The 23,834-nt window shown below is 67.7% G+C and carries 18 protein-coding genes; 4 read left to right on the top strand and 14 right to left on the bottom strand.

The window, feature by feature from the left end; translation table 11 throughout:
* Positions 1 to 154: 154 nt before the first annotated feature.
* Complete coding sequence (locus ACYVAQ_RS01015) at positions 155 to 1,522, bottom strand: NAD(P)H-quinone dehydrogenase (RefSeq protein WP_460786556.1); 1,368 nt, start codon at positions 1,520 to 1,522, stop codon at positions 155 to 157.
* Between the two features lie 42 nt (positions 1,523 to 1,564).
* On the opposite strand from ACYVAQ_RS01015, the gene ACYVAQ_RS01010 reads away from it, so the two are divergent.
* The 3 genes from ACYVAQ_RS01010 to ACYVAQ_RS01000 are packed head-to-tail and all read left to right on the top strand — an operon-like array spanning position 1,565 to position 4,040.
* The gene (locus ACYVAQ_RS01010) at positions 1,565 to 2,431 is read left to right on the top strand and encodes an ABC transporter substrate-binding protein (protein WP_460786555.1); all 867 of its coding nucleotides are present in this window, start codon (positions 1,565 to 1,567) and stop codon (positions 2,429 to 2,431) included.
* The gene (locus ACYVAQ_RS01005; RefSeq protein ID WP_460786554.1) at positions 2,428 to 3,291 is read left to right on the top strand and encodes an amino acid ABC transporter permease; all 864 of its coding nucleotides are present in this window, start codon (positions 2,428 to 2,430) and stop codon (positions 3,289 to 3,291) included. Before ACYVAQ_RS01010 ends, ACYVAQ_RS01005 begins: the two co-directional genes overlap by 4 nt.
* A complete protein-coding gene (locus ACYVAQ_RS01000) occupies positions 3,291 to 4,040 on the top strand; it encodes an amino acid ABC transporter ATP-binding protein (protein ID WP_460786553.1) in 750 nt (249 codons plus the stop codon). The genes ACYVAQ_RS01005 and ACYVAQ_RS01000 overlap by 1 nt, the downstream gene beginning before the upstream one ends.
* 7 nt (positions 4,041 to 4,047) lie before the next feature.
* Here ACYVAQ_RS01000 and ACYVAQ_RS00995 read toward each other — a convergent pair whose 3' ends face one another.
* The 11 genes from ACYVAQ_RS00995 to ACYVAQ_RS00945 form a co-directional block, all read right to left on the bottom strand.
* On the bottom strand, positions 4,048 to 5,001 hold the full coding sequence (locus ACYVAQ_RS00995) for an endonuclease/exonuclease/phosphatase family protein (protein WP_460786552.1): 954 nt from the start codon (positions 4,999 to 5,001) through the stop codon (positions 4,048 to 4,050).
* Between the two features lie 478 nt (positions 5,002 to 5,479).
* Complete coding sequence (locus ACYVAQ_RS00990; protein ID WP_460786551.1) at positions 5,480 to 6,715, bottom strand: IS256 family transposase; 1,236 nt, start codon at positions 6,713 to 6,715, stop codon at positions 5,480 to 5,482.
* 527 nt (positions 6,716 to 7,242) lie between these two features.
* Positions 7,243 to 7,533, bottom strand: a complete 291-nt coding sequence (locus tag ACYVAQ_RS00985; protein ID WP_460786550.1) for a hypothetical protein — start codon at positions 7,531 to 7,533, stop codon at positions 7,243 to 7,245.
* Positions 7,530 to 8,246, bottom strand: a complete 717-nt coding sequence (locus ACYVAQ_RS00980) for a hypothetical protein (protein ID WP_460786549.1) — start codon at positions 8,244 to 8,246, stop codon at positions 7,530 to 7,532. The genes ACYVAQ_RS00985 and ACYVAQ_RS00980 overlap by 4 nt, the downstream gene beginning before the upstream one ends.
* Positions 8,243 to 8,629, bottom strand: a complete 387-nt coding sequence (locus ACYVAQ_RS00975; protein WP_460786548.1) for an SCO4402 family protein — start codon at positions 8,627 to 8,629, stop codon at positions 8,243 to 8,245. The genes ACYVAQ_RS00980 and ACYVAQ_RS00975 overlap by 4 nt, the downstream gene beginning before the upstream one ends.
* Positions 8,626 to 9,321 carry a hypothetical protein gene (locus ACYVAQ_RS00970; RefSeq protein WP_460786547.1) on the bottom strand — a complete coding sequence of 232 codons (696 nt, stop codon included), beginning with the start codon at positions 9,319 to 9,321 and terminating at the stop codon, positions 8,626 to 8,628. The genes ACYVAQ_RS00975 and ACYVAQ_RS00970 overlap by 4 nt, the downstream gene beginning before the upstream one ends.
* A gap of 256 nt (positions 9,322 to 9,577) precedes the next feature.
* Positions 9,578 to 10,183 carry a hypothetical protein gene (locus tag ACYVAQ_RS00965; RefSeq protein WP_460786546.1) on the bottom strand — a complete coding sequence of 202 codons (606 nt, stop codon included), beginning with the start codon at positions 10,181 to 10,183 and terminating at the stop codon, positions 9,578 to 9,580.
* A 29-nt stretch (positions 10,184 to 10,212) separates the two neighbouring features.
* Positions 10,213 to 10,626 (bottom strand): hypothetical protein, encoded by a 414-nt coding sequence (locus ACYVAQ_RS00960; RefSeq protein WP_460786545.1) that lies wholly within the window; start codon positions 10,624 to 10,626, stop codon positions 10,213 to 10,215.
* A 459-nt stretch (positions 10,627 to 11,085) separates the two neighbouring features.
* Positions 11,086 to 11,463, bottom strand: a complete 378-nt coding sequence (locus tag ACYVAQ_RS00955) for a hypothetical protein (RefSeq protein ID WP_460786544.1) — start codon at positions 11,461 to 11,463, stop codon at positions 11,086 to 11,088.
* Complete coding sequence (xerC, locus tag ACYVAQ_RS00950; protein ID WP_460786543.1) at positions 11,460 to 12,581, bottom strand: site-specific tyrosine recombinase XerC; 1,122 nt, start codon at positions 12,579 to 12,581, stop codon at positions 11,460 to 11,462. The genes ACYVAQ_RS00955 and xerC overlap by 4 nt, the downstream gene beginning before the upstream one ends.
* A gap of 7 nt (positions 12,582 to 12,588) precedes the next feature.
* A complete protein-coding gene (locus ACYVAQ_RS00945) occupies positions 12,589 to 15,771 on the bottom strand; it encodes a CHC2 zinc finger domain-containing protein (RefSeq protein WP_460786542.1) in 3,183 nt (1,060 codons plus the stop codon).
* Between the two features lie 2 nt (positions 15,772 to 15,773).
* Between ACYVAQ_RS00945 and ACYVAQ_RS00940 the strand changes: the two genes are divergently transcribed.
* Positions 15,774 to 16,193 carry a helix-turn-helix domain-containing protein gene (locus ACYVAQ_RS00940; RefSeq protein WP_460786541.1) on the top strand — a complete coding sequence of 140 codons (420 nt, stop codon included), beginning with the start codon at positions 15,774 to 15,776 and terminating at the stop codon, positions 16,191 to 16,193.
* A 1-nt stretch (position 16,194) separates the two neighbouring features.
* On the opposite strand, the gene ACYVAQ_RS00935 is transcribed toward ACYVAQ_RS00940, so the two are convergent.
* Both ACYVAQ_RS00935 and ACYVAQ_RS00930 read right to left on the bottom strand, forming a co-directional pair.
* Positions 16,195 to 16,551 carry a hypothetical protein gene (locus ACYVAQ_RS00935; RefSeq protein WP_460786540.1) on the bottom strand — a complete coding sequence of 119 codons (357 nt, stop codon included), beginning with the start codon at positions 16,549 to 16,551 and terminating at the stop codon, positions 16,195 to 16,197.
* Between the two features lies 1 nt (position 16,552).
* The gene (locus ACYVAQ_RS00930) at positions 16,553 to 23,227 is read right to left on the bottom strand and encodes an RHS repeat-associated core domain-containing protein (protein ID WP_460786539.1); all 6,675 of its coding nucleotides are present in this window, start codon (positions 23,225 to 23,227) and stop codon (positions 16,553 to 16,555) included.
* Positions 23,228 to 23,834: the final 607 nt, after the last annotated feature.

Raw genomic sequence — 23,834 nt, 5'->3', positions numbered from 1 at the left:
GGCGGACCCGGCGAGGGAAGCATCAGCGGCGACGCGCTCGACCCATCAAGGGTCGGCAGCGCGGCGCCGCGCGACCGAGGCCGGGTCCGTGCCGGAGCGCCAGCGACGGGGCGGACCCGGCGAGGGAAGCATCAGCGGCGACGCGCTCGACCCATCAAGCGTTGTGGAGGCGGCGGGCCGCCTCGGCGATCGAGCCGCTGATCGACGGGTAGACGGTGAAGGTGTTGGCGAACTCGTCGGCGGTGAGGCGCTCCTTGACCGCGAGCGTGATCGGGTGGATCAGCTCCGAGGCGCGCGGGCCGACGACGACGCCGCCGAGCAGCCGGCTCGAGCCGGGGCTGATGAACAGCTTCACGAATCCGTCGGTGATGCCCTGCATCTTGGCGCGCGCGTTCGTGGCGAGCGGTTGCAGGACGACCTCGGCGAAGGCCTCCCCTGCGTCGACCTGCTTCTGGGTCACCCCGACGGTCGCGATCTCGGGCGAGGTGAAGACGTTCGACGACACGTCGCGCAGGTCCAGCGGAGCGACGGCGTCGCCGAGGAAGTGCCACATCGCGATCCGGCCCTGCATGGCGGCCACGGACGCGAGCATGAAGACGCCGGTGCAGTCGCCGGCGGCGTACACACCGCGGGCGGAGGTGCGCGAGACCTTGTCGACCTCGACGAACCCGCCGTCGTCGAGGTGCACGCCGGCCTCCTCGAGCCCGAGTCCCGTGGTGTTGGGCACGGATCCGAGCGCGAGGATGCAGTGCGACCCGGTGACCTCACGCCCGTCGGCGAGCGTCACCGTCACGACGTCGCCGTCGCGGGCCACCGACTGCATCCGGGACTGGCCGAGCACGGTCATGCCGCGACGGGTGGCCACGTCCTCCAGGACCTGGGCGGCGTCCTGGTCCTCGCCGGGCAGGATGCGCTCACGCGACGACACGAGGGTCACGGGGATGCCGAGCGCTTGGTAGGCGCTCGCGAACTCAGCACCCGTGACACCGGAGCCGACCACGATCATGTGCTCGGGCAGGTCGGCCAGGTCGTAGACCTGCTCCCAGGTCAGGATCCGCTCGCCGTCGGGCTGGGCGGTCGGCAGCGTCCGGGGCGCGGCACCGGTGGCGACGAGGATCGCGTCGGCGTCGTACGACGTCTGGGTGCCGTCCGGGCTCGTCGCGATCACCCGTGACGGACCGTCCAGCCGTCCCGTGCCGTGGACGACCGTCACGCCCTCGCGGGCGAGCCGGGCCTCGATGTCGACCGACTGCGCCCGGGCGAGGCTCTTCACGCGCTGGTTGACGCGGGCGAGGTCGACGCGGGGCGGCTCGACCATGATCCCGAGCTCGCGCGCGTGGCTCAGGTCGGTCATCACCTCGGCGGTCGCGATGAGCGTCTTGCTGGGCACGCAGTCGGTGAGCACGGCCGAGCCGCCGATGCCGTCGCTGTCGACGACGGTGACCTGTGCACCGAGCTGTGCGGCGACCAGCGCCGACTCGTAGCCGCCGGGACCCCCACCGATGATGACCACGCGCTCCATGGCGGTCATTCTTGCAGCGGCGGGGAGCCGTAGCATGCGCGCATGCGCACGACCCGCCTCCTCGCACCCGCCGCTGCCGCCCTGCTCATCGCCGCGACGACGGCGTGCGCGCCGACCAAGGAGGTCGCGACCGACAGCTCCAGCGCGTCGGCCGCCGAGTGCACCCCCGACCAGCTCCACCTGCTCCACTCCGGCGTCCTGACCGTCGGCACCGACTCGCCGGCGTACGACCCCTGGTTCTCGGGCAACGACCCGACCAACGGGAAGGGCTACGAGTCGGCCGTCGCGTACGCCGTCGCGAAGCAGCTCGGCTTCACCAAGGACCAGGTGAAGTGGGTGACCGTCCCCTTCAACAACTCCTACAAGCCGGGCCCGAAGAGCTTCGACTTCGACATCAACCAGATCTCGATCAGCCCGGCCCGGGCCAAGGTCGTCGACTTCTCCGACGGCTACTACTCCGCCGCCCAGGCCGTGGTCGTGCTCAAGAACGGCCCCGCCGCCGGCGCAACCTCGCTGGCCGACCTGGCGAAGTTCAAGGTCGGTGCGCAGACCGGCACCACCTCGCTGACCGCGATCCGCGACGTCATCAAGCCGACCACTGCTCCGCTGGTCTTCCAGAACACCAATGCCGCCAAGCAGGCGCTGCTCAACGGCCAGGTGGACGCGATCGTCGCCGACCTGCCGACGGCGTTCTACATCAGCGCGGCGGAGATCCCGGGCAGCGAGCTGCTCGGCCAGTTCTCCTACGACGGCGGTACGCCGGAGGAGTTCGGGATGCTCTTCCAGAAGGGCAACCCGCTCGTCTCGTGCGTGAACTGGGCACTCGGCCAGCTGAAGCAGAACGGCACGCTCGCCGCCATCGAGAAGAAGTGGCTGTCGGACGTCGTCAGCGTGCCCGTCCTGAAGTGAGCGCGACCGCCCCGGCCGAGTGGCGGCCGAGCGAGCACGAGCTCGCCCGACGTCGTACGCGTGCGGCGATGCGGCGCCGCCGTCTGGTCATCGCCTCGCTGACGACGGTCGTCGTCCTCGGCGGCACCATCACGGCGATCGTCGTGTCGCCGGGTTGGCCGACGGTGCGCGACACCTTCTTCAACGCCCACCACGCCCGGGCGGCGCTGCCCAGCATCGTCAAGGGGTTCTGGATCAACGTCCGGATGTTCCTCATCGCGGAGCCGCTCATCCTGGTGCTCGGGCTGGCGATCGCCCTCGCCCGGCAGTCACGGTCCGCGTGGCTGGTCCCGCTGCGCGGCGTCGCCGTCGTCTACACCGACGTCGTCCGCGGCATCCCCACGCTGGTCCTGCTCTTCCTGTTCGCGTTCGGCATGCCGGCGCTCGGGCTCTCCGGCGTACCGAGCAGCCTGTTCTTCTGGTCGACGGTCGCCCTGGTGATCTCCTACTCGGCCTACGTCGCCGAGGTGTTCCGGTCCGGCATCGAGTCGGTGCACCCGTCCCAGGTCGCGAGCGCCGAGGCGCTCGCGCTGACCCGGAGCCAGACCATGCGGTACGTCGTCGTGCCGCAGGCGGTACGACGGGTGATCCCGCCGCTGCTCAACGACTTCGTGTCGTTGCAGAAGGACACCGCACTGGTCGCCTCGGTCGGCGTCTCCGAGGCGCTGCTCTCCGCCTCGGACTACGGCAACTACAACTTCAACTTCACCCCGATCGTGGTCGTGGCCGCCTTTTTCGTCGCCATGACCGTGCCGCTGGCACGCCTCTGCGACGCGCTCGCGCGCCGCCTGGCCCGGCGCGAGCGGGCAGGAGCCCTCTGATGGCCGCGCTGCTCGACGTGCGCAACGTGCGCAAGACCTACCCCCGGCACGGTGGGAGCCCGCGGGTCGTCCTGGACGACGTCTCGCTGTCGGTCTCCCCTGGCGACGTCGTGTGCCTGATCGGCTCCTCCGGCTCCGGCAAGTCGACCTTGCTGCGCTGCCTGGACCTGCTCGAGCCGATCGACGACGGGATCATCGAGTTCCAGGGCCGCGAGATCTCCGACCCGCTCGTCGATCCGCAGGACGTGCGTCGCCACATCGGCATGGTCTTCCAGGCCTACAACCTGTTCCCGCACCTGAGCGTCCTCGACAACTGCACGCTCGCCCCGCGCAAGGTGCACCGCCGAGCGGTCGCCGAGGCGCGGGTCAAGGCCACCGGGCTGCTCGAGCGGTTCGGCCTCGCCGAGCACGTCGCGAAGCACCCCGACCAGCTCTCCGGCGGCCAGCAGCAGCGGGCCGCGCTGGTGCGCGCGCTGTGCACCGATCCCGCCCTCCTGCTGCTCGACGAGATCACCGCCGCCCTCGACCCGGAGCTGGTCGGCGAGGTGCTCGACATCGTGCGCAGCCTCGCCGACGCCGGTACGACGATGGTGCTCGCCACCCACGAGATGAGCTTCGCCCGCGAGGTCGCCACGACCGTCTGCTTCCTCGACAACGGACGGATCCTCGAGGCCGGGCCGCCGGAGCAGGTGCTCGGGGACCCGGAGCAGGCGCGGACGCGCGAGTTCCTGCGCCGCGTGCTCCCCTGACCGCCGGTCAGCCGGCCCGGGCGACGGAGAGGTCGACCACGAGGATGTCGTGGTCGGACGCGGCCGGGACCACCTGCTCGTCGCGGAACCGCACCACGTCCCCGGTCGGCGCCCAGACGTAGTCGATCGACCTGCGGTCGCCGGTCACCGGGTCGTCCTCGGTCCCGACCCGGCCGAGGGCCGCGTGGTTCGAGGTCATGAAGCCGCCGAGCTCGTCGGACATGAAGCCCCGCCAGGCAGGCTCGTACTGGGCGCCGGCGTTGAAGTCGCCGCCGACGACGGGCAGGTAGCCCGCAGCCGCGTCGGACAACGCCTGCCGCCGGACGCGCGCGTAGTGCGCCTCGGCCGCGTCGAGCGTCGGCGTACCGTAGCGGGGCTGGATCCGGAACGGATCGGGAGCACCGCGGTAGCTGCCCTCGCGCGGCCACCACATCACCTCCGGCACGACGTGGGTGGTGGAGAACGCGAACCGTCGTCCCGACCGGCGGTCCCGGACCCGGACCGTCTGGATGTACCGGGCGTGGATCCGCTCGCCGTCGGCCCGCGTCACCGCACCCGATCCGAGCCGGTAGCGCACGCCTCGCACGTCGAAGCGGCGCCCCGAGCGCAGCAGCACGTCGGACTCCTGGTGCTCGTCGTTGCGGCCGTACCAGAGCCGGTAGTGCTCCCGGCGCGCCCACCGGCGGATCACCCGGTCCCGCCACTGCACCTCCTGGACCAGCAGCACGTCCGGAGCGAGGCGCGCGGCCCGGTCCATCTCGGCGACCCACTGGCGACGACTCACCGCGAAGTCGGTGTTGAAGGAGATGACGCGCAGGCCCACGCGCGTCGGGCTGGCCCGCGCCGCGTGCGCGACGAAGCCGCCGCGCGCCACGGCCGGCGCCGAGACGACGACGGAGAGCGCGACCACGAGTGCGGTCGTGAGCCGGAGGGACAGGGCGGCGATGCGCGTGCGAGGCATGGGGCGTGCGCTCGTTCCTTGGGGTCGTCCTGAGGTACGACGCCAGCCTGGCCGCCCCCGGTGACGACCAGGGCCCGGCCCTCCCACGTCCGGGTGGAGCGAAGGCCAACAAAAGTGGACGAGGGGCCAGGACCCGTGGTCCTGACCCCTCGCCGTGCTTCGACAGGTCTCGATACGTCCGGCCGTAGCGTCGCAGGCTCAGCCGCGCGGACACTCGACCTCTTCGGCCGACGCAGGCACCTCGCAAGCTGGGTGCCTGCTGCCCTCAGAGGTTGATCATGTGACGCCGGCGATCCTGCGAACTGGGGCAAAGGTCTGGATATTGAGCTTGACCTGGGCAAACGTCGTCCAACAACTTTCGATGCCATGCACCGCTTTCCGTCGCCTTGGTACATCAGTGGTACATCGCCCAACCCAGCCGCAACCAGTTTGGACAGAGCCCCGTGGGGTGGTGGGCTTTGAGGTGATCCTCGGTGCCCTACTCGCCGCTCTCGATGGCGGCGTGCTCACCAGTATCCACGGGGTCGTTGAGCAGCGCCATGGACTCTTCTGAGAGGTAGCGGCGGTCGCCGGCGATCCACTCGTCATGCATGTCGATCAGGACCGCGCCGACGAGCCGGATCACGGCCGCGGCATTGGGGAAGATCCCGACCACGCGGGAGCGGCGCTTGATCTCCTTGTTGACCCGCTCGAGCGGGTTGGTCGACCAGACCTTGCGCCAGTGGGCCTTCGGGAACGCCGTGAACGCGAGCACCTCGGCCTTGGCCTCGTCCATCAGCGGACCGACCTTGGGGAAGGACGCGGCGAGTTGGTCACGGACCTCGTCCCACGCGGCGGCGACGGCCTCGGGGTCGGGCTGGGCGAAGATCGTGCGGAACACCGCAGCGACCATGTCGGCGTGGGTCTTGGGGACGTGGGCCAACAGGTTGCGGGCGAAGTGGACTCGGCACCGCTGGTGTCCAGAGCCCTGGAAGGACCGCTTCAACGCCGCCACCAGCCCGGAGTGCTGGTCGCTGATGACCAGCTTCACACCGTGCAGGCCGCGCTGCTTGAGGCTGAGCAGGAACGCGCGCCAGAACGTCTCGTCCTCACTGTCACCCACGTCCAGGCCCAGGATCTCCCGGGATCCGTCGGCAGCGATCCCGGTCGCGACCACGACGGCCATCGAGACGACCTGGCCGCCCTTGCCCGGCTTGTTGCGCACATGGAGGTAGGTCGCATCCAGGTAGACGTACGGGAACGCGGTGTGGTCCAGGGGCCGGGTGCGGAACGCCCCGACCGACTCATCGAGCTGCTCGCAGATCCGAGAGACCTCGGACTTCGACACGCCCGTGCCGCCCATCGCGTCGACCAGGTCGTCGACGCTTCTGGTCGAGATGCCGTGGACGTATGCCTCCATCACCACCGCGTACAGCGCCTGGTCGATCCGGCGGCGGGGTTCGAGGATGGAGGGGAAGTACGAGCCCTTGCGGAGCTTGGGGATGCGCAGCTCGACGTCGCCGGCCTTGGTGGTCAGCATCCGGGACCGGTGACCGTTGCGCTCAGCGGTGCGGTCCTCGGTGCGCTCATAGGGTGCGGCGCCGATGCGTTCGGTCGCTTCGAGCTCGATCAGTTCCTGCAGCGCGACACGGACCGAGTCGCGGATCAGATCCACGCCATCACCGGCACGGAACGCCTCGAGCAGCTCGGACAGGGCAGACTGGGGCAAGGCCATCGGTGGTTCTCCTTCAGTGCGTGACTTGGTCGTTTCACACCGAAGATCCCGCCGATGGCCGTCTACGTCTCCACGCCCCGCCGCCGGCCCTCAAACCCACCACTCCCCGGGACTCTCCTACCAGTTTGCGCAGTATTACGACATCTAGCACCTTCCAACGTCTTCCAACGTCAGGGGGGCTGCTGCACGATCAGATGTCACCTGATCGTGCAGCAGTCCCCTCACACGAGATGTGGACCGAGAAACGGGGGGCAGGACACGCCGAATTGCCGCGCGACCAAGGGTCGGCGGCGTGGGGGCTGGTGCTGTTGGCGCCCGCACAAGAAGGCGGACCGCGCTCCATCGTCGTAGTGGTGTTTGTTGACGAGAGGGCGTGCCCGTCGTAGCAATGAACCGCAGCAGGGAGCTCCGGCGACGCGCTCGCATCTGCCGTTGCCGAGATGCCAAGCCACGCGGCAAGGACTCCCAAGAGGACGATGAGGAGGCGCCTCATTCGGGGAGAGCCTTGACGGGGTTCGGCAACTCAATCACTGGTGGCCCTGATCCGTATCGCCGAGATCCGACCCACGCATGGTGAGGCGCAGTTGCCCATTGGGCATCATGCCCTGCACCCGTGCGGCGAGCCTCGCTCCCAGAGGCGGGAACCGCTCCTCGTTCATGTCAGCCGGATCGTCCGACAGAAACCGGATGTCGACAGTTCCGAACGCCTCGGCCTCCTCGAGAGCGAGCTCGATGCCCCAGGGGTTATGAGCGACGACGACCCCATGAACGATGCGTCCAGGGGCCAGCGGGCCGTCGGCGCCCTCGATCCCGCTCATTCGAACGGTATCCATGTGCGGCTCAGAGTGAGCTCGTTGAAGCGGGGAATCATGCTCTGAGGGATCTGGTACTCGAAACTTCCAGGTCCACCCTCCGCGTAGTTGTACTTGAACTTGCTGAACTCGCTCTCGAAGTCTGGATGCATATCGAAGCGGGTGTATCCGTTCTCGTAGCTGCCAACGTTTGGATGTGCCAAGGTGCGCGCGGCGGCCTCATCGCCGACGTATGCGCTCTGGTCTCCCGCTGCGAATCGCGCCGGGTCAAGCCCATGCTCAAGTTCGGAGCTCCCAGCGCCGAGTCGCGGCGTGCGGAAAACTGACGTCCCGGTTTCTGCGGCAACACGCCAACACTCAAGCGTCGATAGATCCCTGCCGATTGCCTGAGCTCGCTCGCTGGTCGTACCCGTAGCCCGTGCGACCCGGACGAGCCCAGCAGGGGTGGTGGAGGTGGTCGTAGACCTAGGCGTCGGCCCGGCCGGGCGCGCCAAAGCGCCGTGCGACGAACGGTCGACGGCATGGGAGGTGGTGTCGGTGTAGCAGGACGGCGGAGGACCACGCTCGGCGGTGGCGCTGTGGGTCGCGGCGTGCCTGTGGTGCCCGTCGTAGTTGTGCGTGTGGACAGCGGGACACGAGGCAGCATGGACCGGACCAGCGCTGGCGACGCCGAGCCACGCAGCGATCAACGCGATGAGCAGCGAGAAGAGTGGCCTCATGGCATCGTCCCCTCGTCGCACTGCTCCATAATCACGAGCGCCCTGGCAGCCGTCTCAACGACGAGCGGCCAGCGCGGGTCGCTCACATACACGTCGTCGGGTTCACCCCGAAGTTCGTCCAGCATGGGGCCAAGCGCCCTATCCAACTCACGGAAGATCTGGACCTCCTGCGCGTGAAGGACCCCCGGCACGGCGCCTTGCGGCGCCGGAAGAACCATGCAGTCGTCGTAGAGGATGTGCACGTTGAGGGCCAGGTCGTCGTAGTAGTTGACGCCTTCTTCATACCGTCCCCACCGGGTGCGCTGATGGTGGAGATCGGAGAGCGCGCGGACCGCTTCGACCACTTGGAGCCGCATCTCTGGATACGTGATCAGGTTGCTCACGGCGCGTTCCAGGATGTCCAGTTGAGCCAGTCGGAGAGCGGGATGTGCGCGTCGGGGTTCTGCTTGAGGCTGCCGACGATGGGCTTGCCGTCGGGGCCGAGGATCCTGCCGCCGCTGCGCACAATGACGTGGTCGACCTGCTGCGAGGGGAACGACGAGTTCGGAACACCCCTATCGATGCGGATGCCATTGGCTTTCGGGGCCGCAGGATCGAACCAGCGGGTTCCACCGAGATCGCGATTCGCTAGCCCTGGACCCCACTCCCCAGGGACCTTGGCCGCACCCTGCTCAAGCGGCGTTAGTGCCTTTGCGGCAACGTCCGATGGCGTGAACACCGAGAGAGCGCCGTCAAGATGCCGAGCGGGCACCGGTGTCGTACCCATAGCCTGCGCGACCGGCACGAAGGCGGTCGAGTCGTTGTAGGTGATCTCAACGCGGGGTGTGGGTCGGCTTGGGCGCGCCGAACCGCCGCGCAACGCGGCCTCGCCGGCGTCCTCGAAGGTGGTGACTGCGCGCCCGCTGATCGGTGGGCCTCGCTCGGACGGCGATTGGACCGAGGTGGCAGTGGGGTGATGGCCGTCGTAGATGTATGCCTGCACCTCCGCGGTCGGAGCGCCAGATTCCGGCGGTGCCTGGACGACCACGAGCCATCCCAGGATGAATGTTCCGAGCGCTGCCAGAAGGCGGCGCATCACAAACCTCCGTGTTCGTGTGGCGACAACCGGAACTCATCGAACCCGGCCTGCACAACTTCCTCAAGTGAAGCGGGCTCCGTCTGCCAGTCGTCGCCATCCAGTCTCAGGATGTCGCTCTTTTCGAGGTCCGTCGGGTCCGTGTAACCGGTCATGCACTCTAGGCACTCAACGATGATCGCGCCGTCGCTACGACGCGAGAACACGAGTTCTCCGTTCTGACAGATTCGGCAAATTCCGGCGGCTCTGATCATGTTCATCCCAAGGGGACCGGGTAGGCGGTGATCAACTCGTTGGTCCCTCCACGAGTGATGATCTCGATGGTGCGGTGCGGGACTTCAGCCATCTCCCAAGCGTTCGCGCCTCCTGCGTAACCGACATTGCGGCCCATCGGGACGCGGTAAATGTCGACGCCTCCCTCGCTGATCGGGGCGATCCCTCTCGACTGGGCGATAGACCACGCCTCGTTCGTCAGAGCCTGCGAGTCCCCCAGGAACACGCCGTGAGCCATCTTCGAGACGTTCTCAGCTTCGTGGAGGGCCACATGCGCTGCGCGCGTCTCGCCGGCCTTCGACACCAGCGACCAATCGAGCGGAACGGTTTCTGCGGCAACACCGGTAGCCACCACGGTTACGACCCCCGGGGCCGCTTCTCCTAGCCGCTGACCTGCGGCGATGTGTTGCGGCGGCCCGACGGCGACGGTGACGGGTACGTCGGAAGCCCCGACGCGAGTTTCAGCCCCGGCCTGGGTTGCGGCGGACGCGGTAGCGGCAAGACCGATGACGGCCAGGACCGCGAAGATGGCGGCTAGGAAAGACAAGGCCCAGCGCGGTGTCGTCCGCTGCCGGGTCGCCGTGGTCATGGGGTCAGTCTTCCAGCGCCGGCCGCTGGTCAGCGGTAGCGACGTGGCGGGTCACCGTTCAAGGCATCACCCAGGTCGCCCAACGCCCGAACCACCGGCGCCCACTCGCCTGAGTCGAGCAACTCGTTGTTGCGGGCCATGCCGGCCAGGTGCGCGATCACGTTCGCGCACGCCCGCGGCGACTGGGCGACGTTGAGCATGCACCGGTTGATGTCGTGGCCCTTGTCGACGACCGTGGTGGTCTCGTGCCGTTCGACCACGACCCGGTCCACGACCTTCACGATCGTCGCCTCGGGCTTCCGCGCCCGACGCTGCTCGTAGGCGGCCTTCCGGCACGCCGGCGTGCAGTACAACCGGGTTCGGCCCGTCGACTTGGTCGGCGGCAGCGGGCCGCCGCAGTGCTGACACTCATCGATCGATCCGTAGCTCCGCACGATCGCCATGACGCCCTCCCGGACAACGCCTGCCGGGCCCGTTCCCGGCCCTGCCCAGTGTGCGCTCGACCGCCGACGTTTCGTCACCGACGAAGCCCGGATCTCGAAGTGCCGAAGTACGTAGGACCTCATGCACTTCCGACCTCCGCTGGTTTCGCCGGGCACGCAACAAGCCCGCTCACCAACTGGTGAGCGGGCCCAGGTTCCGGAAGTGCATGAGGTGCTACCGACTTAGCCTGCTCGCTCAGGACGATGCCGCTGGCGCTCAGGACGTTCGTCTTCGGGGCGCTCTGGCGGGGTCTGGGCAGGTTCCCTCTTGCGTCACCGACGAAAGTCGCCTCCTCGATCTGCACACCGTGTGCGAGTGAAGAAGAGAGAGGAAATCAGGGTGGATGAGGGCGGGGAAGAGGACGAGGAGCGCGGCGGGGACGAAGGACGGGAAGAGCAGGCGGAAGGGCGAAAGAGCGGCTAGGAAGAAGAGTGGTCGGGGTGGGTGGAAGAGGCCCAGGTGAGCGTCTGCTGAGCGGCATCGACGCGGTGGGCCAGCTCGACGGCGGCACCAGATGCGGCCGCGAGCCAGTGCCCACAGATGGCGCCGGCGGCGGCTGGGTCGCCGACGTTGGGTCCGTCCACGATGGCGACTTCGTCGTGCTCGACGAACTCGTCGACCAGGTCCTCGAGTTGCCGCAGCAGTTGCGGCAGCCGGCCCGACATGAGGCTCAACTCGGCCAAGAGCGAGTAGACGTCGACGACGCCCAGGACCGCGCCGGGCATCGTGTGGTGGTTCAGCGCACGGATGCTCTCCGCGGCGCTCTGGGCGGCCGTCAGAGCCTCCTCGCGGGTCACTGGTCGGCTCCAGTCGATCCAGCCTGGCCGCGGTTCTCTAGATCAATTTCGGAGTCGATAGCAGCAAGCAACTGGGCTGGGGACACCATCCGCAACCCGTCCGACGTCGCCCCTGACGGCACCAACGACGGGCCCTCACCACGAGCAGCTCGTGGTGAGTTCGACGCTCCGGGGAACGTCGCGGCGTGAACGGCCTGCAACGCCCTGATGCTGACTTGGGTGTAGATCTGGGTCGTGGATAGTTCGGCGTGGCCGAGCATCGCCTGGATGTAGCGGATGTCGGCCCCACCTTCGAGCATCAACGTCGCCAGGGTGTGCCGGAACAGGTGGCAGGCGCCCTCCTTGTCCGTCCCGGACGCCTTCACGTAGTCCCTGACGAGTTGCGTCAAGCGGTCGACGCTGAACGGTGTCCCGTCGACGGTGAGGAAGAGCGTGCCGTCGTCGGGCTCGGCCACCCAGCCGGGTCGCACCTCGCGGACATAGCGCTCGATCCAGGCGATCGCCCGTGGGCCGATCGGGACCATCCGGTCCTTGCGACCCTTGCCCTGACGCACCATCAGGGTGTGGCGTTCGACGTCGAGGTCCCGAACGTTCAACCTCGCCAACTCGGCCCTGCGGATGCCGGTGCCGTAGAACGTCTCGATCATCGCCCGGTCCCGCACTCCGGTCGGTTTCGACAGGTCGGGCTGGGCGAGGACCGCCTCGGCCTCCTCCACCGACAACGCGGCCTTCGGCAAGCGCTTCTCGACCTTCGGCAGCTCCAACTCCGACGCCGGGTTGGACCCGACGTGGTCGTTCCTGACGGCCCACTTGAAGAACGCCCGGATCGGCAACAACGCAGCGTTCTGCGACCGGAACGACAGCGGCTCCCCGTCAGGCTTCCTGTAGTGGAACAGGTACCGCTGATAGCGCACCAGCATCGGACGGGTGACCTGCACCGGCCGCGTCACGCCACGATCCGCCAACCACCCCGACAGCTGCGCCAGCCGTTGACGCCGGTTCCGGATCGTGGCCTCGGAGTAGCCACGGCTGCCCAGGTCGGTCAGGAACTCCTCGACCAGCGCCGGGAAGCCGTGCCGGTCGGTCGGGTCTCCGGGGATCTTCTGCGGGACGTGCACACCACGCTTACCCATCGCCCGACACCCACTTCAGGCCGGGCTCCAAGTCGTCCTCGGGCAGCTCCGACCGGGGGCCGACCGACCCCCGACCAGGCCCCGACCAGGGGCCGACCAGCGGGCTGTTTGCCCCGACCGGTTTCAGGTCGTAGCCATGAATCGGGTCCTCGGGGCCGACCGAGTCAGGGTCGTAGGCGTTCTCAGCCAGTGCCCGCGGGTCCGTCAGGCCGGCCAGGAACCGGCCGCTGGGGTCATAGCTGTTCTCGGCGCTGCCGGTCGTAGTGAGGGCCACTGGTGGCTTCCAGGTTAGTTCGTAGCCGAACGCACCGGACTCAAGTCGGTGCACGATCACGAGCTCCAGGTCGACCAGCCGGGCCAGGTGGACCTTGAGCTGGGTGTCGCCCCAGCCGGCGCCCTGCGCGGCCAGGTGCTCGCGCAACTGGCGCCTCGTGAACCTGACGAGGTCCAGCGGGATCGCCAGCCGGCGCGCCTCGCTCGTCGCGTACCCGTGGACGGCGGTCAGCAGTCGGCGGGTCTGCGGCGCGAGCTCGTCCAGGCTCTGCCCCAAGACCGCGTGGGCGAGCCGGTGGGCGACCTCGATGTCACCGATCGTGGTCTCCACGTAGGACACGACACGGCCGTTGATCGTCGCGGTCTTCCGCTCCCGCTGATGCTGATGCAGCAACGTCACCGCGGCGATCAGGCCCAAGTACTTCCCGTGATCGCGACGGGTCCTCGTGCGACTGTCGGCGAACGTGAGCCGGTCCGCGTACGGGTTCACGACCGCGAGTGGCTCCAGCAGCCGTTGTGCGTCCCGGTGAACCCCGACGATGGCGTCGCGCTCGGTGCGCGCAGCGAGCCCCTCGAGTGTCTGCGCACGGCGTTGCGCGGCATGGATCGCGCGGGTCTGGTCGCGGTCCTCATCGACCGTCAGCACCAGGCACCGGTTGAGCAACTCCTCGTCGACGTCGATCGCCGTCGTGGTCAGCACGATCGCGGTCGGGCCGGTGACCTTGTAGGTGTGCGTCACCAACCGGCCCGATGCGGTGTCCTTTCCCGTCGACGCGATGCTCAGCTCGCCCTCCGACTGCAGGAGCTTGAGTGCGTAGGCGGCTCGGCTTGCGCCTTCCTCTTCGGCGATCGACAGGACCTTGTGGGCCAGGTCGGACTCGCCCAGGTAGAACAGCGACTGCCCGGTCATCGCACTGAAGGACACGCGGTCCTCGTCGGGCACGAACCCCAGCACGCTCTCCATCACCGCGCTCTTGCCCGCGGCCGACGTGCTCTGGACGATCACGGCGAGTGGGCTGGGCAGGAGCCGGCTGACGGCGGCGAGGTAGCCGACCAGACAGTTGGTCGCCTCGCCCACCATGCCCACGCGGGCGAAGTCGGCCTCGATCCGATCGATCAGCTTCGGATCCCGCAACAGCTCCAGTGCCGCCTCACGCTGCGCCGACGTCAAACGGATCTCGGGCTTCGCCGGTTGCTGGGCGGCCGCGATCACTTCCTCGGCCTTGCTCTCGCACGCCAGCAGCACCCGGCCCAGGTCGGCCTTGATCACCTCGCCCTCGAACCGGAGTTCCTGCGCGGCCGCCGCGACGAACGCCGCACGAGCGCGTGCCGAATACAGGTCCAGGGTGTCGACATGGAAACCCGCGGGCGCGTCCTGTGCTGCTCGCGGCCGGTCGGTCCTGGTGACCAGCAGGTTGACCCGAAGGACGTCGAAGCTGGTGACCTTCTCCAGCCCCCTCACCCGCCACCGCCGCGTGCCGAGTTCGATCACCAACTCCCGGCCGACCACCGCGCCCTGGCCGTCGGCCGGCTCCTCCTCAGCGTCCGGCTCGACAGCGGGCGGCGCTGCGGGAACGGCGACCGGCTCGGGCTGGACTGGCTCGACGACGTGCGCGGGCGAGTCCAGTCCGGGCGGCACGACAGCAGCCGGCGGCTGGGAAGGAGCAGGACGGGCGGTGTCGAGCCACGTCGCCTTGCGCAGGAACCGACCCAGCACCTCGCTCGGGTCGTCGGCCTCCATCGCGATCTGGTTGACGTCGGTCCCGCGCGGCAGCTGCACCCGGAACGTCTCCACCCCGGACTCAGACAACTGCTCGGCCAGCGCCGTGGCGCCGCGGTCGCCTGCCTCGTCGGCATCGAACGCGATCAACACCCGCCCGATCCCATGCTTCTCGATCGCGTGTTGGTGGTCGGACGTCCAGCCGTCGGTGCCATAGGTCGCCGTGACGTGCCGGAACCCCGCGCACCACAACGTCAGCGCGTCGATCAACGACTCGCACACGATCAACTCATCGGTGTCCGGGAAGGCGGCGATGTTGAAGACGCCGCGGTGCGGGCCAGGCAGGTAGAGATGCTTCGGCGTCCCGCTGCGCAGGTCGTCACGGATCTTGCGGCCGTAGACCTCCCCAACATCACCCGCCTCGTCGACGACGGGGATGACGAGGGATCCGCGGAAGTGCTCATGCCCTGTGGACCGCAGGATCCCGAGCGCCTGAAGACGGGAGCGGATCCGCTTCCCCTCGGCGGTCTGGTTGCCGGGGATGCGGTAGCCGAGCGTCCGGTCCCCGAAGCCCAACCGGAAGCCCTCGACCGCCTCGGGGTGGTTGATCTTCCGGCGGGCCAGGAAGTCGCGGGCCTCGTCGTGACCAGCGAGGGTCTCGGCGTAGTAGCCGACCACCGTGTTCAACAGTTCCTGATCCGCCGCGTCGACCTCGACCAACGACGGCAGCTTCGGCCTCGTCGACTTCGCCGCCGGCCCCGCGCCCTTCCACGGCCGCGTCTTCGACAACACCGACAGCGCCGGCGATGCCTCGCGCAGCAACTCCACCGCGTGCCGAAAGCTCACGCCCTGGGCGGTCATCACCCAGTCGATCGGACCACCACCCCGGCCACATGCACCCAGGCAGTGCCACAGATTCTTGCCCGGCGTGACGACCAGCGACGGGGACGAGTCGTCGTGGAACGGACACGCCCCCACCAGATCGCTGCCCTGCTTGCGCAGCACCACGCCACAGCCCTCGACCAGCCGCTGCACGCTGACCTCGGCCTTCAACCGGGCCAACTCGGCGTCGGGGATGCGTGCCACGCCGGACCTCCTGAAAGATTTCTGACTTACACTCGCAGGCAACACGATATGCCAGATAGTGCATTCTTGTGCAAGGCGACAGGCCAGCGGAGGCAACCATGACCGTCATCGACGCAGCAGAATGGGCATCACCCCACCCGAGCGGAGGCCACCTGATGCCCAGCCCCTTCCACGGCGAGCGCCTCAGGGCGCTGCGCACCGAAGCCGGCTGGTCCCAAGCAGAGCTGGCCGAGAAGATCGGCTCCGACGCCCGCCAGGTCTCCCGCTACGAGAACAACAAGGTCGCGCCCGGCCTCGAGGCCGTCATCCGCATGGCCCAGACCTTCAACGTCTCGGTCGACTACCTCCTCATCGACGACGCCGAACGCCGGCCCCTTAACGCGCCCAGCAGCCACGTCGACGCCCGCCTGGCCGACCTTGACCAACTCACCGACGACGAACGCGCCACCATCACCAACGTCATCGACGCCCTCGTCACCAAAGCCAAGCTCCGGCTCATCACCGGCGGCGCTGGCTGAATCAGCGGCCGACTGACCGCCACCAGGTCTCGTCGACCTCGGCCGCCTCGACTGCGTCCATGAACGAGTGGACGTGGTCGACGAACGACGCGGGAAGTCGTACGTGGTGGACGGTCACGTAGTGCACGAGGCCCTCGGGCCACAGGTAGGTGCCGTCGGTGAGTTCGAGCGAACCGACCTTCTCGCCGCAGATGCGGCAGATCGCATTGCCAAGGTAGGCGCGGGCGACGAATCCGCGGGCAAGGTGATCGGCGACCAACTCGCGCTCCTGCTCGTCCCACGATTCGTCAACGAGCGCGGCAGGACTCGGGAGACCGGTTCCATCGTCTCCCCAGTAGCCGATGCGCTTGAGCAACACGTCAGCCGCCTGGCGTGAAGGTGCGCCACGAGCCGCCCGGATCAAACGTGATCCCACCGCGACTGCTGACGTAGATGTCGGTGGTTGGGGCTCTAACGACGACGCCCAGATCGTTGGCGAGGTCTTGGGCGAAGGTGCCTGAGGGGCAGCCGGTGCTGCAGGACAGCAGGCGAACGTCCTGGCCTCCCCATCCCGGACGGGCTCGGATCGCGTCGGCCAGCTCGCCCGGAGACATGCCGGAGACGTCGGACGGCGTGCCGTGTCCGACGACATCGAAGAAGCCGTCTTCCGACTTGACGCGCAGCGAGTTGCGGATCGCGGTGTCGCCGAGGCCCTCCTCAGTGACAATCCTGCCGCTAAGGGGTGCGCCTTCTGCGGCCGGTGCCGTTCCGCGACTTCGCAATCCAAGCGATCGGACCTTGGCGATGAGTCGCGAGCCCAGAGAGGCCTCTGATACCTCGGGCGCTTCTCCCAAGCCCCGACCTCGCGTGAGGATCGCAAGGGCAAGGATCGGCCCGACCTTGGCGAGACCGGCGGCCAAGTCATTCGCGCCCTGGGTCTCCTCTTCGACCGTGCGGTATGTCGCATAGGACTCGCCGTTGACCGTCCGTGGCATTCCGAGCGCTGCGAACGAGAAGGCGGTCGCTTTGGCTGTGTGCACGAGACCGGAGGCAAGGTCGCCGATTCCCGATACCAGCGAACGAGTGAGGTCGCCGGCGCCATCGTCGTTTACCGGAATCGGCACCGGAACAGGAACCGCTTGGCATTCAGCGTCGCAGTAAGGAATGTCATCGGGGGGTGGCGGCCTCATCAGGCCCGAGGGATCACTAGTCGCAATCGGGTTGTTCCCGCTGTAGCTGTAGGGGTTAGCCGAGAGTGGGTCGCCGGGGGTGAGGATCGGGTCGGGGGTGGTGAGTTGGTTGAGGTCGGGGGTGTATTCGCGTTGGTCGAGGCGGATGTCGCCGGTGACGTCTTCGACCTTGTTCAAGTAGCCGTGGTCGCCCGGTGCCTTGAGCGGCGCGTCTTGGGTCCTGTCGCCGTAGGGGTAGTAGTTGACCGGCGTGACGGCGCTGTTGGTGCCATTGGGGTCGTGGACGGCGGTCAGCCTCAGCGAGTTCTGGCCGTCGGCGAAGAGCACATTCCAGATTGGGTTGGTGGGGTCGCCGCCTCGGACGTACGCGAGGGGCGTTCCTGCCGGGGTCGCGAATCGCCGGGTGCTCGAGACGCCGAGGAGATCGGTATTGATCTCGGTGCCGTCGGCGAGGTAGACGGTCTGACCCTTGACGACGTCAACCAGGCTGTTTTGGCTGATGAACCGGGTGCCGTCGGCGTTGTAGCTGTTGGTGACGGTCTTGTAGGCGCCGACCGAGGGGGTGGTCTTGGTGAGGTGTCCTTCGTGGTCGTAGGTGTAGTCGAAAGCAGTGGAGCCGTTGTCGCCGACGGCGCTGGTCAGGCGGTTGAGGCCCCACCGGTTGATGCGACCGTTTGCGTCGTAGGAGACGTCGCCGAGGTTGGGCAGTTCCCTGGGCCAGTTGAGGTTCGCGCCCACGTCGGTGTTGGCGGTGGTGGCGGTGGTCTGGTGCGGCTGCCCGGGTGCGCTGGAGGTCCCGGCGTTGCCGTTCTCGTAGCTGACCGTCAGGGGGTCGTTGCTGTTGTCGACCTTGTGCAGGTTGTCGGTGACGCTGGTGAGACGGTCCCCGGTGAACCCGTAGGAGAGGTCGTAGTCGGGGTCGAGTAGGGCGTCGCCCGGGTTGGTGGGCGCGGACTGCGCATCGGCACACTGGTCGTCACCTGGTGCCCCGGTGGCTGCTCGTTGCAGGCGCTGTGCGGGGTCATAGGCGTAGCAGAACTGCTTGACGATGGGCGTTACCGTCTGTCCGGGGCCAGCCTTGGTGGTGTTCGTGACGAGGGTGGGGTTGCCGGTGTCGTCGTAGGTGTAGCCCAGCTTCAGTGCGTCGTAGGTGGTGGTGAGGTTGTTCGCGTCTGGGGTGGCGATCGCCGCTGTTGTGGTGTCGAGACGTCCGGTGGTGGGTTGCCAGGTGTAGGTGCGCTGGATGCCGTCGGTCTGGTTGCTGCGGCCGGTGGGGTCGCCGGCGAACCGGCCGGTGTCGAGCGTGTTGGTCTGGCCGATGTTGTTGTAGGTCTCGTCGGCCAGGTGGACGTGGGCGCCGGTTGTGGTGCCGTCGCCGGTGGTGATCGAGGCGACCCGTCCTCCCGTGGTGTAGCTGGTCTTGACCGTCTGTGGGGCGAGTCCGGGGACGGCGGGGTAGTTCTGGGTGAGGGATTGGCCGGCCTGGTTGTAGGAGGTGGTCCATTCCCAGGTGGTGGTGTCGTCGGGGTTGTTGGCCAGCGGGTTGAAGGTCCAGTTCGGGATGGTTTCGGTGGCGTCGGTGACGTTGCCGCGGTTGTCGTAGGCCTTGACCTTGGTGACGTGGGTGCCGCCGTGTCCGCCGAGGACGTTGGCGATGTTGCTGATCGGAACGGTTACGGAGGTCTGTCGGCCGAGGCTGTTGGCGACGGTGTGGTCGTCGTATCCCCAGCTGGCTAGCGTGACGGGTTGGTCACTGTCGGAGTGGACGTCGGTGTAGTCGAGACGTTGGGTGGGGCGTTCGATGGCGTCGTACTGGGTGGTGATGACCGACGCCGGGTTCGGAATGGTCGGGTTGTACGGCGCGGTGAGGTCGATCGTCGAGGACTGCGGTCCGGTCGGTCCGGTGGTGACGGTCGTCGGTTGACCGGCGGCGTCGTACTGGGTGGTCGTGGTGCCCGTGTCGGGGTCGTAGGCCCAGATGCGGCGGCCGGTGAGGTCGTAGCCGTAGGCCCAGGTGTAGGTGGCGCTCGAGCCGTTGTTGGCGCCACCGGTGGTGGCGACGGCCTTGGTCATCGAGGTCAGGTCACCGACCGGGTCGTATCCGTAGCTGGACTGGTCCAGCGTGGCGTCGCCAGATTGCCCGATCGATCCCGGGGCGTGGGTGGAGTGGAGCTCGACCTGACTGGTGTTGCCCTGGCCGTCGAGCCTGGTGACGGTGACGCCACCGGTCGCGGGCTGCGCGATGACCGCGTCACCCAGGTAGGTGGTTGAGGTGGAGCTGACGGTCGTGCCGTTGGACTTGTTCGTGACCTTGGTCGGCCGACCGAGGGCGTCGTAAGTCGTCGTGGCATAGCGGACCACCTGGGACGGGTCGGCGTTGAGCAGTCCCGTCCCGGGCGCGTTGTCGTTGGGAACTGCGGGTGCCGCGATCGACGCGAGGCCGCGGGCGTCGTAGCCGGTGAAGGCGACGATGCGCTTGCTGGTGCTGTCGGGTTGGGGTGTCTGGGTTTCGACGACGTGGCCCCAACCGTCGTAGTAGCTGTAGGAGTCGTCGTAGACCGGGCTGGGACCGGTGTCGTCGCGCAGGGTGCGGGCGCGCACCCTGGCGGGCTGTCCGGAGCCACCGAAGAGCGTGTAGTCGAAGGTGAGGTTGGCCGGGTCTGCTGCGGCTTGGCCGGGTTCGCGGACCTGGGTGAGCTCGCCGAGCGGGTCGTAGGTGAGCAGTGTGTTGCCGCCATTGGGGTCGGTGACCTGGGTCGGCTGGCCGCGCAGCTTGTCATAGACGGCGGTGGTCACGAGGTCGTCACCGGCGGGGTTGATATCGGCTTCGGTGGCCTTGATCGACGTGATCGGTGCGCCGGCATTGCCACCGGAGTTGTACGTAGTCGTGGACACGACGCCGCGGCCGGTCGTGATCCCATCACCCGACTTGACGTACGCGGGGGCGGTCTGTGAGGTGACCCGGCCGTAGGCGTCGTAGCTGGCAGTGGTGCGGATCAGACCCTGGTCGCCGCTGGCCCCGGTAGAGACGTCCACGGTCGTCGGGAGACCCTTGCTGATGGCCGAGGCCTGGCCGTCGTAGTAGACCTGCTGCTGGCGCAGGAGCTTGCTGCTGTCAGGATCCGTGCCACCGGGGGCACAGAGCTGGGACCAGGCCCACGTGCGGGTGCGTGAAGGGCCGCGGATGAACGCGGTGTTGTTGGTGGCGGACTGGTACTGGGTGCACGTGTCGTCGTTCGGGTTGTTCGGGTCGCCGGTATCCAGTGCGGACAGCAGCCGGCCTGTATTGATGGACAGGCCAGCGGTCTGGTCGTAGGTGTAGCTGACGGTACGGCTGCGGGATGTGGTCTTAACGGTGCCGTCGGCGTTGAACAGTCCGGTGACTTGCTTGGTGGAGTCCGGGATCGGCAGTCGGGCGCTGCGGATGTCTTCGCCGTTGGGGCCGCGGTTGTCGATCGTGTAGACCGCGTCCGGCTTCCAGGCGTTGTAGGTCCGCGAGATCACCGCTCCAGCCGAGGGCTGGCCATCGGGAACCAGGAACGCATCCTCGGCCACTTGGCCGTTCAACCACGGCTTGTCCAGCTGGTCGTTGCTGCTGGTGCTCGCGCCCGTGTCGCCCATCTCGAGGGTCGAGACACGCTCAGTTCGATGGTCCGGCGGCGTCTTGTCATTGGCCAGAGTGCCGTCGAGGCCACGGAACCGTGCGACGCGTTCTTGGGACAGCACCGTGCCGTCAGTATCGAGCCGACGAACGATCGTGACCGGGTAGCCACGCCAATCCGACCACGTTTCGTCCGAGGCCGGCTTGGACGGTGAGGCACTGAACCGCCACCCTGGTTTGCCAAGGTACTCGTAGGTGTAGGTCTGTGGCTTGCCGAGCACCGTGGTCGATCCCGAGGCGCCGTAGCCCAGTGCGGTGTCGCTGAGCACGAGCTTGGTGACGACGTACTTGTGGAACCACGTCCACTTCAGCTGCTTGGTGCCCGAGGTGTCATCGTTGAGCCACTGGGTCTGGAAGCACTCCTCCTCGCTTTGCCAGACCTTCAACGGGGGGATGGTGGGATCGACGTTGTCGACGTAGTTGCTCGTGCACGCCTTGTCATTCGCGTGGCCGTAGGTGACGTCGGTGCGTCCGCCGGTCTCGTTGGTCACGGACGCGATGCGGAACTTGAAGTACTTGTTGGTCTGGCCCGGATTGACCCGGTTCTGCAGCGAGACGCCGGTGAAGGTCACGTCCGGTGACGCGAGGGATCCGCCAGAGTTGTAGCCGGTGTGGCTGATCGACTTCAGCCACAGGTCCCGCACGGAGGGGCTGGTCGTGGTGTCAGGGTCGGGGAAGCCATGGTTGAACGACCACGTGTCCGCGATTGTGGTTCCGACCTTGCTGGTCGCGGTGTTGTACATCCACAGGCTGAAGAACGACGGTGCCGCCTGGCACTGCTGGGTTTGTGCGCACACCAGGTCGAGGGGTACGTCGGGATAGATCGATGCGGTGGCGCTCGCCCCGCCAGGCGCGTACGCGCCACTGCAGTCAGTGTTGGCGTCGGTGTCGGTGTTGCGGGTGCAACGTCGCGACCGCGTGACCGACAGAGTCTCTTGCGCGGTGTCGGTGGCCTGGTCGTAGCCGTAGGCGACAGAGGTCAGCTCCGCGGACATGTCGTAGGTGGTGTTGGTCGTGCCCCACCGCGCGTAGTAGTTGTTGTCGGTGGTGTAGAAGTACGTGGTCTTGTTGCCCGAGGGATCAACGACCCTATCGAGCATCCATTTCCAGCCCTGCTGGCACCACGCCGCGGACGTGGTGGCCGAATAGCACGGCTCACCCGCATTGTCACCGAACACCGGGACGGTTAGAACCGCGTCGGTGCCGACGTGGCCCCAACCGAACCAGTACTGGGTGCCGTCCGGTGTGATGACCTCAAAGCCCTCGTCGTCGTTGTCGCCATTCGACGGCCCGTTGGTGGGATCGCCCCGGAACCGGGAGATCTTCCAGCCCGGGTCGTTGATCAGCCGGAACTGGTTCGGAGCCGACGGCAGCGCGACCATCCGCTCGTTGCGGCCGTTCAGCGACAGGGTCAGGTCCTCGACAAGGTTTCCGTTTTCGGTGTGCCAGCACAGGTCGAACTTCCCCGCGCGGCCGTCGTCATCACAGGAGTAGTACGGGCGGGTGATCGAACCTGGGTCCAGTTCCCAGCCCAGCCCCATCTGGCTTGCCTGACCGTTCGCAGCCGACGTCATCCCGTCCACCGCGCCCGAGGAATAGGCCAACGACACATCCGGCGTCGCGCCACCGTTCGCCGGGGGCAACTTCAGCCCGTAGCCGTAGGAGAACTCCCCCGACCCGGTTCCAACCTGCCAGTTGCCGGCAACCGAAACCGGAGTCGCGCCGTACCCGCCCGGGCCGGATGACACCGCGTACACAGTCGGGCTTCCCGACGTGGTCGCCGCAAGCGGAACGACCGCATCACCGGCACCACCTGACAGGGGCGGGTTCGTGTTCGCCGGGCTGTCCGCTCCCGTGACGTCGCTGGAGTCCAGTGTCGTGAACCTCAGAGCCTGTGAGCCCTCGTCATTGACCACGTCAACCGGCGTCGGAGTAGAACACGCCGGGTCGCTCGGATCGGTGAGGTAGCAAGCGGGGTAAGCGCGCACCAGGAGACGCTCGGACCAATCACCACCGAAGAGCTCCGAGAAGTTCGCATACGACACCTGGACGTCGACGCCACCCACCGAAGACACCGGAGAGTTCGCCAGATCCGCGGGGTCATCCGACGACAGCGCAACATCAGCACCCGCCGGCGTGCTGACCTGCAACACCATCAACTCAGCAAGAGCAACATCCTGCCGGTTGCCATCAACACTCACCACGATCTGCGGGTCACCCGCCGCGGACGAGTCCGTCGACGACGGAGAACTCGTCGAACTTGGCGAAATCGACGGGTTCTCTGCCGGCGTTGTCGCGGCACTGGAAGGTTGATCGCTCGCCGTGCCCGCTGCTGTTCCATTGTCGGTAGCCGCCGCTCGCGGAGCCAGACGGGACGCACTCGGAGACGAGGGGGCTCCAGCCGAGTCGGTCGGCGAGGGCTCGCTCGTCGATGACGGCGACGAGTCTGCCGCAGACGACGAACCGTCCTGTCCCAAGCCGGCAGTCACGTCGTCAGGGACCCGGACCTTGACCGGCTCGTCAGCGACCGGGGTCCACGTTGGAGCAGCGTCGACCTCATCGACATGGTCAGCTGGAAGGTCCGCCGGGGCTGGAGTCTGTAACGGGCTCGTCGTCGCAGCCGGATCATGAGGAGAGCTCGCGTGACCCAACGGATGACTCGGTGACGGCGCAACGTTCCGCCCCGCGTGCGAAGGAACCGCCAGCGCGGGCGCCGACGCACCGACCGTCGCAAACCCACTGACAACCAGCACCATCGACGTCATGCCGACAAACCGTGACCGAGACATCGTCAGCCTTCCCAGACCGCAC

The sequence above is a fragment of the Nocardioides maradonensis genome (genome assembly GCF_054777115.1).
Note: the sequence above shows the minus strand (reverse complement) of the source record. Positions and strands in the feature narration are given on the sequence as shown.